General features: G+C 45.1%; 10 protein-coding genes. 3 read left to right on the forward strand and 7 right to left on the reverse strand.

What is annotated here, in order from left to right; translation table 11 throughout:
* Positions 1-3: 3 nt before the first annotated feature.
* Together phoB and ACNQO6_RS09075 are read right to left on the reverse strand one after the other, a co-directional pair.
* A complete protein-coding gene (gene phoB / locus ACNQO6_RS09070) occupies positions 4-714 on the reverse strand; it encodes a phosphate regulon transcriptional regulator PhoB (protein ID WP_004776327.1) in 711 nt (236 codons plus the stop codon).
* A gap of 251 nt (positions 715-965) precedes the next feature.
* Positions 966-1643 (reverse strand): TetR/AcrR family transcriptional regulator, encoded by a 678-nt coding sequence (locus ACNQO6_RS09075; RefSeq protein ID WP_343579340.1) that lies wholly within the window; start codon positions 1641-1643, stop codon positions 966-968.
* Positions 1644-1915: 272 nt separating this feature from the next.
* Between ACNQO6_RS09075 and ACNQO6_RS09080 the strand changes: the two genes are divergently transcribed.
* Positions 1916-2743 (forward strand): SDR family NAD(P)-dependent oxidoreductase, encoded by an 828-nt coding sequence (locus ACNQO6_RS09080; RefSeq protein ID WP_343579339.1) that lies wholly within the window; start codon positions 1916-1918, stop codon positions 2741-2743.
* Positions 2744-2793: 50 nt separating this feature from the next.
* Here ACNQO6_RS09080 and ACNQO6_RS09085 read toward each other — a convergent pair whose 3' ends face one another.
* The 5 genes from ACNQO6_RS09085 to ACNQO6_RS09105 all read right to left on the reverse strand — a co-directional run bounded on the left by ACNQO6_RS09085 (position 2794) and on the right by ACNQO6_RS09105 (position 8120).
* The gene (locus tag ACNQO6_RS09085) at positions 2794-4161 is read right to left on the reverse strand and encodes an MATE family efflux transporter (RefSeq protein WP_440208768.1); all 1368 of its coding nucleotides are present in this window, start codon (positions 4159-4161) and stop codon (positions 2794-2796) included.
* Positions 4162-4261: 100 nt separating this feature from the next.
* Complete coding sequence (locus tag ACNQO6_RS09090) at positions 4262-5416, reverse strand: pyridoxal phosphate-dependent aminotransferase (protein ID WP_440208769.1); 1155 nt, start codon at positions 5414-5416, stop codon at positions 4262-4264.
* A 245-nt stretch (positions 5417-5661) separates the two neighbouring features.
* Positions 5662-6969, reverse strand: a complete 1308-nt coding sequence (locus tag ACNQO6_RS09095; protein WP_440208770.1) for a DUF445 domain-containing protein — start codon at positions 6967-6969, stop codon at positions 5662-5664.
* Between the two features lie 16 nt (positions 6970-6985).
* Positions 6986-7543 (reverse strand): CC0125/CC1285 family lipoprotein, encoded by a 558-nt coding sequence (locus tag ACNQO6_RS09100; protein WP_005227997.1) that lies wholly within the window; start codon positions 7541-7543, stop codon positions 6986-6988.
* Positions 7544-7580: 37 nt separating this feature from the next.
* Positions 7581-8120 carry a DUF924 family protein gene (locus ACNQO6_RS09105; RefSeq protein WP_343579335.1) on the reverse strand — a complete coding sequence of 180 codons (540 nt, stop codon included), beginning with the start codon at positions 8118-8120 and terminating at the stop codon, positions 7581-7583.
* 269 nt (positions 8121-8389) lie between these two features.
* On the opposite strand from ACNQO6_RS09105, the gene gshA reads away from it, so the two are divergent.
* Both gshA and ACNQO6_RS09115 read left to right on the forward strand, forming a co-directional pair.
* Entirely contained in the window at positions 8390-9967 is a 1578-nt protein-coding gene (gene gshA, locus ACNQO6_RS09110; protein WP_440208771.1) for a glutamate--cysteine ligase, read from the forward strand.
* Positions 9968-10018: 51 nt separating this feature from the next.
* Positions 10019-10525, forward strand: a complete 507-nt coding sequence (locus tag ACNQO6_RS09115; protein ID WP_440208772.1) for a disulfide bond formation protein B — start codon at positions 10019-10021, stop codon at positions 10523-10525.
* Positions 10526-10539 lie beyond the last annotated feature (14 nt).

Consider the following 10539-nt stretch of genomic DNA (forward strand, 5'->3'; position numbering starts at 1 on the left):
TTTTTAACCTACTGCTAAATCAGCTCGTGTCGAGAAGCGATAACCTGTGCCACGAACCGTTTGAACAAAGCGATCGACACCAAAAGGTTCTAACACTTTACGTAAACGACGAATGTGCACGTCAATGGTACGGTCTTCGATATAGACATTGCCACCCCAAACCTGATCCAGTAACTGGGCGCGCGTATAAGCACGTTCAGGATGCGTCATAAAGAAGGCCAGTAAACGATATTCGGTTGGTCCCATATCTAAAATACTGTTGCCAAAGCTGACACGCTGACTGACAGGATCAAGTAACAAGCCATTGGCATCAATCACTTTTTCACCGCTCAGTGCATTGGCACGACGTAATACCGCCTTGATACGGGAAACCAGTTCACGTGTCGAGAAAGGTTTGGTCATGTAGTCATCTGCACCGGCATCCAGACCTTGAACTTTATGGTCTTCTTCGCCACGTGCAGTGAGCATGATCACAGGAATTTCAGACAGGTTCTCGTCGCGCTTCAGGCGACGGCATAAGTCTACACCACTCACGCCACCCGGTAACATCCAGTCCAGCAAGATAAGTGCAGGACGCTGGTCAACGATAATCTGATGCGCCTGTTTGGCATCCTCAGCTTGTAAACATTGGAAGCCTGCCATATCCAAAGAGGTATGGATCATTTCGCGGATCGGTAACTCATCATCGACAATTAAAATATAGTCATCTTTCACAGCGCAATACCCTTAAAATCTGTAACGGTGAACCGTTTTGTTGTTATGACAGGCTTATTACAAAGATTAATTATGACAATATCATTGCAAAAGAGGGAATAAAGTCGAATTTAGCAATAAATTGTGACAATTGTGGGGCAGCGCAATGACCATATGATGACAAATTGATTAATCATAAAGCAAATAAATTCATTGAGTTAATCAATTTGTCATGAAACTGCTTTTTCATGTCACAAAACTGTAAAACGATTTTAATTTTTTTGTGAGGTTGTTTCGATAAAGGACAAAAAGACAGCACAACAGGCTGAAAGAACATCTTGCAGGGGCTGTTTAAAGCCTTCCGAGACCCAACGAATAATAATGTGGGTCACATAACCATTTAAGCCAGTTGCCATTAAGGACACTTCTTCGGTACTTTGCGGGGCATTGGGCATGGTAATCATGACGAAGCCCTGAATAATACGGTCGAACTGGGTCAGGGTTTCCTGAATGGTGGCCTGATTGTGCAGGTCCTGCACCAGCATGGCATCGATATAAATAATCCGTGCCATACGCGGATCATCCTTAATCGCATTTAATAATGCGGATAGGCCCGCATTGACCATATTTTTAGGTTCAGGGGCTGCCATCAGAACCGCCTGGGTCAGACAAGTCTGCATTTTTTCGATCATTTTCAGAAACACGGTCTGGAACAGATCTTCACTTTTCTTGAAAGATTCATAAAAGTAACGTTCAGTCAGCTTGGCCTCATTACAGACATCCTTGACTGTGACCGAGAAGAAGCCATGGGTACCATAGGTGGCAATACCCGCTTCAATCAGTTTGTCACGACGTGCCTGCTTGCGCTCAGTTAAAGAGAGACCCTTGAATTGTCGCTCTTTCGCTGCTGTCTTTTTTTTCTTGTCTGTCGCTTGCTCTTGAGTTGCCATTGAAAAACCGTTCCCTAAAACTCTCTAAATTGTCTATTTCGCGCTTTTTTACATTGCTGCCATATTCTACTGATCTAGCATAACTAAATTTTGAAAATATGCCTTGTCTCTTTTAAGCATCTTCGACCAAGAATGTAAATAGGCCTATTATGACATGTTCGCTGTCGGTTATTGCCATTTGTCTTAAAGCTTGACTGTACTATATTGACAACCTATATTGTCAAAATTATATTGGTTACAGGTTAAACAGGCCCTTACATAAAGGATAGGCAATGAAAAATTTTAAAAATAAAGTCGCAGCGATCACTGGTGCTGGTTCAGGGATTGGACAACAACTGGCAATCTTATTGGCGAAACAAGGCTGTCATTTATCGTTGAGTGATATCAATGAAAAAGGCCTGGCGCAAACCGTTGAATTGGTGAAGCAATATCCTGTAACAGTGACTACAAAAGTACTTGACGTTTCAAACCGTGAGGCGGTGAAACAGTGGGCGCAAGAGACGGTACAGGATCATGGTTCGGTCAATATGATCTTCAATAACGCTGGTGTCGCACTTGGCTCAACGGTGGAAGGTGCCAGTTATGAAGATTTAGAGTGGATCGTCGGTATTAATTTCTGGGGTGTGGTGTATGGCACCAAAGAGTTCCTGCCATTTATCAAACAAACCAAAGATGGTCATATCATCAATATTTCAAGTATTTTTGGCTTAACTTCACAACCGACCCAGTCTGCCTATAATGCTACCAAATTTGCTGTGCGCGGTTTCACTGAATCATTACGTCAGGAGCTGGATATTGAGAAGGGCGGTGTCAGCTCACTCTGCGTGCATCCGGGCGGTATCCGCACCAATATTGCCAAAGCAGCAAAAATGAATGATAGTTTGAAGAGTCTGGGTATGGACCCGAATAAATCCATCAAGCAATTTGATAAATTCCTGCGTACTCCGCCAGAAGAAGCAGCACGTCAGATTTTAAAAGCCGTACAGAAGGACAAACGCCGTCTGTTAATTGGTACTGATGCGCGTATTGTGGATTCATTCCAGCGCTTATTCCCGACGGGCTATCAACGTATTGCTGCGCTTGCAACCAAAATGATGTAAGTCGTCAGCATAAAAAAAGCCATTCTCTGTGAATGGCTTTTTTCTTTGGGTTAAATCAGGACTTTGATTTTTGATTTCTTCCAAAAGAATTGATAATAAGATGCCTGGAAAATACATAGACTGACGAATGAAAGTGCATAGGCAATCCAGATCCCGGTTAAGCCCCACAATGAACTAAACCAGTAGGCACACGGCACTTCGATCAGAAGAATGGTAAAAATATTGATCAGCATGGGGACGTTGACCGTACCGCTGGCACGCATGATCGAAGCAAAAATCGCACTGGCACCAAAGAATAAAATTGACCACAACACAATAAACAGCAGTTGCTGTCCCAGTACAATCACGCTGTGATCGGTAATAAACAGCGCCATTAAATATTTAGAGAATAAATAGGCCAGAATAATCAAGGTCCCCGTAAACAGGAAATTCATGCCCAAAGCCGTACGGGTCACTTTGGCCAATAAATCCGGTTGACCTGCACCAATCGCTTGAGCCGCAAAAATCGAAGCTGCAATGGAAATGGAAAGGGCTGGAAACTGAATATAGTTCAGTACCTGATTGACTGCGCCATAAGCTGCGGTAGCGTGTGCACCATAATGGTTAATCAGGCCAATAATCACCAGCCCAGCCAGTGACGTTGTGACCATTTGAATCCCTGTTGGAATCCCGAGTTTTAGAATTAATTTACTCAGCTCGGCATCATGGCGAATATGTTGCAGTAATTGGCGATCAATCTTTAAGGGATGATTTTTATGGTTCAGATAAACCGTTAAAAAAATCAGTACAAAGGCATAGCCCAGAATGGTGGCAATTGCGGGTGCGACAATTCCCAATGCCGGGAAACCAAAATAACCTTTCAGTAAAACGGGAGTAACTGCCAGACCGATCAGACTGGTCAGACTTAAGGCAATCAGGGGGGTGACGCTATCGCCGACACCACGCAGAATCGAGGTATAAATAATATAAACGAACAGTAAGGGACTACCGACCAGCATCCATTGCACATAAGGCAAGGACAGATGCATCACCTTGGGATCGGTGCCCAATAATTCCAGAATATGCTTGGCAAATACCAGACCGAATACTGCAATAATGCTCCCGCCGATCAAGGTCATAAACAAGGTTGAGCCAATGACACAGCGGACTTTTTCAAGATTTTGTGCGCCCCAGGCCTGTCCCACCAGTACGGTGGTTCCCGCTGAAATGCCGATTACGAAAGCCAGCAGAAAAAACAGGATCGGGAAGAATACGGAAACAGCGGCAATGGCATCTACGCCCATCATTTGACCGACAAAGATGGTATTAATCGTACCAGACAGGTTTTGTAAAATATTGGTGGCAATCAAAGGCACCAGAAACAGAAAAAAGGTTTTCCAGAGATTGGGTTGCATCACCAGCGGTTGACGTGGAGTCATTCAGTTTCCTTTACCCTTCAGTCTGAAGCGTATCTATTTTTTCCAACATAGCATCATAAGTGATGCTGGGAACTTTATCGTTCGGTTTATTTTTTGTTGATCAACACTGGATGAGGATTTCACCGGCACGTTGTAGGGTCTGATCGGTCTTGGCAAAGCAGAAGCGGATCAGGCGCAGTGATTCAGGGGGCTGTTGGTAAAACACAGAAATCGGAATCGCCACGATTTTGTGTTGCTCGGCAAGGAACTGGCACATCTCGACATCATTTAAGTCTGGACGAATATTGCTGTAATCCAGATTCTGGAAATAGGTGCCTTGGGAGGGCATGAATTGAAAGCGTGAGTGTTGAAGCTGGGTATTAAACAGATCGCGTTTTGCCTGGTAAAAATGAGGGAGCTCTTGAATATGCTCAGGATGCTGTTGCATGTAATCGGCCAGCGCCAATTGACACGGCATATTCCCACAGAAATTGGCAAACTGATAAATCTGGCGAAACAGTCGCATCAGCTGCGGCGAAGCCACGCAATAACCGGTTTTCCAGCCAGTGACATGGTAGGTTTTACCAAAAGAACCAATCACAAAACTGCGTTCGCGTAATTCAGGAAATTGCAGTGCGCTAAAGTGTTTTTGTCCATCAAAGACCAGATGTTCATAGACTTCGTCTGAAAGCACCACGATATTTTTATCTTGAATCAGTTCAATCAGCTGTCGCCAGTCTTGTTCTGACCAGATTGCACCGGTTGGGTTATGCGGTGTATTGACAATAATCATACGGGTTCTGGCATTGATACTGTCTTTGACTTTTTGCCAGTCCACCTGAAAAGACGGTGCTTCCAGATTGATATGAATGGATTTTCCGCCTGCCAGTTGAACTGCAGGCGCGTAGCTGTCATAGCTTGGATCGAAAATAATCACTTCATCTTCTGCATGGATGCAGGCTTGAATGGCACAAAAGATGGCAATAGTTGCGCCTGAAGTGATGGTGATTTCAGTGGACGGATCAAGTTGCAATTGATCGCGTTGTAAAAATTGTGTGGCGAGCTGTTCGCGCAGGGCCAATACACCATCCCCTGCGGGGTATTGGTTATAGCCTGAGAGTGTGGCTTGGTTCAGCGCATCCAGCAAGGCAGCTGGGGCCGGAAAATCGGGGAAGCCTTGGGACAGGTTGAGAGCGTTGAGCCGGTGTGCGAGTTCAGTCATGATGCTAAAAATGGTGACGCCTTGGCTTGGGAGTTTTGACTGAAGTTGCAACATCGGATGTCCTTTTTAATATCTCATTTCTTTTTTACGATGACTCTGCACAGCCTCATATGCTGTGAGAAATTATATGTAATTTGCATAGGCATGTTTTACTTTTCAAGGATGAAAAGTAACAAAAATCCTTTGTAGTGCTGACGGCCCATCCTTGAGGCCGCAGCACTACGGGCGGCATCCATGCCGCCATCACGATAGCTGATCTCAATTTAAATTTAGCTAGAGGATTTTAGGATTTGATTTATCTACAAAACATTTTCCACAATAGCACGAATTACACCGAGTGCTAAACCAATAAAGGCACCGACAATCACGCCGTTAACGCGGATCATATGCAGGTCACCGCCAACCTCACTTTCGATTTTGGCAATCATTTCCCGTGAATCCCATTCATGGATACGTTCACTGATATAACGAATGATCTTGTCGCTATATTGCTCACTGAAATTGGTCGCCAAGCCCACCATTTTTTCATTCAATACCTGACGTACTTTTTCATTCTGGATCAGGCTTTCACCCAGTTGCTGAATCGCCGCCTGTAAGTTGGTGGCAATGCCTGAATCTTCCTGCATTAAATCGGTCTTGATCGCATCACATAGAATGGCAACCGCACCACTGATAAAGTTGAGTACCTGTGGACTATCCAGCAAGGCATCTTTGCCACGATTTAAACGCTGGCTGGCTTCACTGTCGGGTTCTGCCAGCTCCAGCATCAGATTATGCGTGGTGGTTTCAATATCCTGACGCCATGGATGATCAGGATTGGCCAGCATCGACTCAACTTTTTCAATCAGCGAGTCAATGGTACGTTGCTGGACGTCAATCCCGATCCAGCTGGCGCCTTTGGCCAGTTTCCAAACTCCTAATTCTTGGAATAATTTACGTGATAAATCGCGTGCTTCCTCTGGATGAGACACCATCCATTCATGCGCCAGATCGAGTCCGCGTTGTAATACATCCTGATGGAAATCATTTTCCAGTACTGCCCGTAGCATTTCACTGGCCAGCTTATTGACCTTGGTGCTTCTGACCCATTGCACACTGTTATTCTGGACAAAATGCGCAATTTGATCCTGACTGACAAATTCAAAGATTCTTGGCACGGTGTGCTGAATCATTTGCACCACCTGCTGGTTATTCTTTGGACTGGCCAACCATTGTCCTACCGCCAGACTGATATCGGCATTTTGTAAACTGCGTTCGACAATCTGTGGTGACAGGAAGTTTTCCTGCACAAAACGTCCCATCGACTCGGCGATACGAGCCTTATTCCGCGGAATAATTTCAGTGTGGTCACGTAATAACTTGGGTAGAGGCATTCTGCCAAAGGGGTTGCGGAACAGTACCGTGACCGCATACCAGTCGGCTAAGCCACCCACCACGCCTGCTTCTGCACCGAGCATGAAAATATGGATGAGCCATTTATATTCAGGGAGAAAATGCGCCGCGACCATTAAAGCAATCCATGACACCACGGCAATAATCAGGGCCATGGTGGCGAAGTATTTACTTCTTTGCAGGCTAGGTACGTGGATTTCTTCGACTGAACTCATTGAGCAATCCTTTTAATTACTTTTTATTTTGAGGTGGTGCAGGCGGCTGCAACACGTCTCCTGTTGGACTCAAACCGTATTTTGGCCCCAAAGATTGCAAAATCAGTTGTGCATCAAAGGCATCTGGTGCTTGCTGCTGAGTCTTGAAACACTCGATAGTATACGACACTTGGATTGGATCAATATTGACCACTTGTGGGGTATCGTAGAAGGGATCCGGCCAAAAGGCGGGATGACGACGGTAATAGCCATAAGGATAATAAGACGGTGTTGGATAAATCACGGCCTGACGCGGGGCTTTATGCCGCGCATTACTCGGGTCATCCACTACAGTAAAGTAGCGGAAACCATTTTTAACCGTGGTTTGCGCTGCCTTAAGCAGGGTAATTTCCTCTGCTGTACCATAACTCAAATTATTATCCGCCTGAAAACCGACACGGTAAGTTTTGTTATTTAACGGATAAGCGGTGAACTGGCCCAACTGGTCAAAGGTTCGGGGCTTGGCAGGGACGGTTGCACAGCCTGCAAATGTCAATGCGAGCAAAAGCGGTGTGCACATTAATAATGATTTCATATGCAATTCCTGATATCAGTGGTCGAGGGAGACCGACCTAGAAGCTACTATTGGGCTGAGTTAAAAACTCTGTTTCCTCTGGGGTAGAGTCTCGCCCTAAAATTTTATTGCGATGTGGATAACGACCAAAACGATCAATAATCACTTTATGCTTTTTCTCAAAGTTTAGGTTAATTTCATTGCCGAGGCGTTGAAATAATTTAAGGGCAAATTCATGGATGCGTTTGGATTCGCTATGCATAAAAGGCATATATAAGAATGAACGTTGCTCCGGACTGAGTTGCGCATCGAGTTGTAAACTAATCGCTTCTTGTGCCAGTGCCAAGGCAAGACTGTCGTAAGCAAAGGCCTGTGCCTGATCGCGGTATAAGTTACGGGAGAACTGGTCAAGCACGATAATTTCGGCCAGACGGCCTTCAGGTGTTTTGCGCCATGACCATAGTTCTGCCTGTGCGGCCTGTTGATGAATCTCTTGAAACGACTCGCGAATTTTTGCATCAAAATCATCGCTTTTGGCAAACCAAAGGGAACGGTGGTCAGGGTCAAACCAAAAATTCAGAATGTCTTGCGCTTGCATGGGCGAGTCTCCTCTAGAAGATTTATTTTTCAATAAAATCACAATTTCGGCGTGTCTTATGTAACAAGATTGTGATAAAAATTGCCAGACTAAACAGGGATTTCTGTCGCAAGCATTTTTCAATTGTTAACAGAGTCTAGATGACTAGATCAGAATTGTCGTTATAATTGGCTGAGTCGAAGGGATTGGCATTGTCATGATGTCTGTATGGTCGACGAAGTCGCTACCTTTGATGTGGTCGGCTGATCTTGAATAAGCGAGCCTATAATATGAATCAACCCAGCACACTTACTTCCTCTGTAATACCAACTTGGGTAGAGGCATCGCTATTAAAAGGGATGTTACGTGGGATTGAGCGTGAAAGCTTACGGATGCAAAGTAATGGATTTTTATCACAAAAAAATCATCCAGCAGCACTCGGTTCAGCGTTAACACATCCACATATCACTACCGATTATTCAGAAGCCTTAATGGAGTTTATTACGACGCCGCAAACCACCATTGCTGCAGCTTTAAACGAATTAAGCGATATCCATAGTGTGGTGCACCAGCAACTGGAAGCCGGTGAACGACTGTGGCCGTTATCCATGCCGTGTATGCTGGATGATAACGAAGAAAATATTAAACTGGCGCAATATGGCTCTTCCAATATTGGCCGTTTTAAAACACTTTACCGCCGTGGACTGGGAGTCCGTTATGGTCGCCGAATGCAGACCATTTCCGGCGTGCATTATAATTTATCTTTCCCTGACTCGTTATTTATTGCCTTACAGCAGCATGAGCAAAATCCACAATTAAAACAGCTTAGCCTGCAAGATTATCGTAGCCATCGCTATTTTGGCCTGATCCGGAATTTTATCCGTTTAATTCCTCTGGTCATGTATATGTTAGGTGCAAGTCCCTCCGTATGCCGCTGTTTCCTGACAGGACGTCAGCATCATTTACAGCCTTTGGTGAAAGGGACTTTGTATTTACCCGAAGCGACTGCCTTGCGGATGGGACGTCTGGGGTATCAAAACTCGGCACAGAAAGAACTGGGCATTCACTACAATGACCTGCACGATTATCTGGATGGCTTGCAGAAAGCGGTGCATACCCCTTATTCGGATTTTACCAAGTTAGGCCTGAATGATGAACAGGGTGAGCCAATTCAGATCAATGATCATGTGCTTCAGATCGAAAACGAATATTATAGTCTGGTTCGCCCAAAACAGGTGCCTCAAGCCGGTGAAACCCCTTCGCAGGCATTGAAAAATCGTGGTGTCGGTTATGTCGAATTGCGTGCAGTGGATGTGAATCCGTATAGCCCGATTGGTATTGATGAAGTTTCGGCCGGTTTTCTGGAGAGTTTGGCACTTTATTGCTTATTAAATGAAAGTCCAGATTTGTTTGCGGAAGAGCAAGAACAGATTGACCGGAATCAACTGGAAGTCGTGAATCGTGGCCGTGCAGCAGATGCACAGATCGAAGAAGGTGCCAGCTCGGTTTCATTAAAAGACTGGGCACAACGTCATTTAAATGCTATTCAAGGCTGCGCAGCCTTATTAGATCAAATGGATGCAACCCGGCTGTATCAGGATGCGATCCAGATCATGCAGCAACGTTTAGATGATGTTGAAGAGACCCTTTCTGCGCATGTGATTGCAGATACCTTGCAACATGGCGGTACCTGGAACTTTGGCAGTGTGATGGCACAGCACCATGTCGATCATTATGACCAGCACCCGCTCAGCGAGGAAACCAAACAGTACTTTGCGCAGCTGGCAGAAACGTCATTGCAAAAACAGGCGCAACTTGAACAAGATAACGACATGAGTTTTGAACAATATCTTGCACAATACCGCTAGCCTGTTGATTGATCAGCAGGTCAACAGACCCTAATTTTTAGAGGATTTCCCATGCGTTGGAATTACCGCTTAGTGAGTGCGTTGTTGGTACTGACGAGCATTATTGGTATCTCATTTGCGTTGTATTTAGAACATGTGCAGGGTCTGGACCCTTGTCCGCTTTGCATTTTCCAGCGCCTTGGCTTGATCGGTATGGGGCTGATTGCACTTGTGGCCTTTATCCATAACCCTGTTTCAAGTGGATTCAAACGTTTTTATGCTTTTCTGGCGACCTTATCGATTGGCTGGTCGGTTGGTGTGGCGGCACGCCATGTGTGGCTACAAAGCTTGCCACCTGATCAAGTTCCGAGCTGTGGCCCGGGTCTGGATTATCTGATTGATGCCTTACCAATGAAAACCGTATTGCAGGAAGTATTGTCCGGGTCAGGCGAATGTGCAGCGGTGGACTGGACCTTTCTCGGTCAATCATTACCGGTGTGGTCTTTGCTTTATTTCAGTTTGATTTTATTGATCTGCCTATGGCAGCTGTTTAGAAACTACAACGGCACAGCAAAATAATAACGACCTTGTTT

The organism is Acinetobacter calcoaceticus, from assembly GCF_051947995.1.
Classification (GTDB): Bacteria; Pseudomonadota; Gammaproteobacteria; order Pseudomonadales; family Moraxellaceae; genus Acinetobacter.

Bases quoted from the DNA above. Each gene is read 5' to 3' on its own strand.
- ACNQO6_RS09075 (WP_343579340.1), bottom strand. From the start codon at position 1,643: ATGGCAACTCAAGAGCAAGCGACAGACAAGAAAAAAAAGACAGCAGCG.
- ACNQO6_RS09080 (WP_343579339.1), top strand. From the start codon at position 1,916: ATGAAAAATTTTAAAAATAAAGTCGCAGCGATCACTGGTGCTGGTTCA.
- ACNQO6_RS09085 (WP_440208768.1), bottom strand. From the start codon at position 4,161: ATGACTCCACGTCAACCGCTGGTGATGCAACCCAATCTCTGGAAAACC.
- ACNQO6_RS09090 (WP_440208769.1), bottom strand. From the start codon at position 5,416: ATGTTGCAACTTCAGTCAAAACTCCCAAGCCAAGGCGTCACCATTTTT.
- ACNQO6_RS09095 (WP_440208770.1), bottom strand. From the start codon at position 6,969: ATGAGTTCAGTCGAAGAAATCCACGTACCTAGCCTGCAAAGAAGTAAA.
- ACNQO6_RS09100 (WP_005227997.1), bottom strand. From the start codon at position 7,543: ATGAAATCATTATTAATGTGCACACCGCTTTTGCTCGCATTGACATTT.
- ACNQO6_RS09105 (WP_343579335.1), bottom strand. From the start codon at position 8,120: ATGCAAGCGCAAGACATTCTGAATTTTTGGTTTGACCCTGACCACCGT.
- gshA (WP_440208771.1), top strand. From the start codon at position 8,390: ATGAATCAACCCAGCACACTTACTTCCTCTGTAATACCAACTTGGGTA.
- ACNQO6_RS09115 (WP_440208772.1), top strand. From the start codon at position 10,019: ATGCGTTGGAATTACCGCTTAGTGAGTGCGTTGTTGGTACTGACGAGC.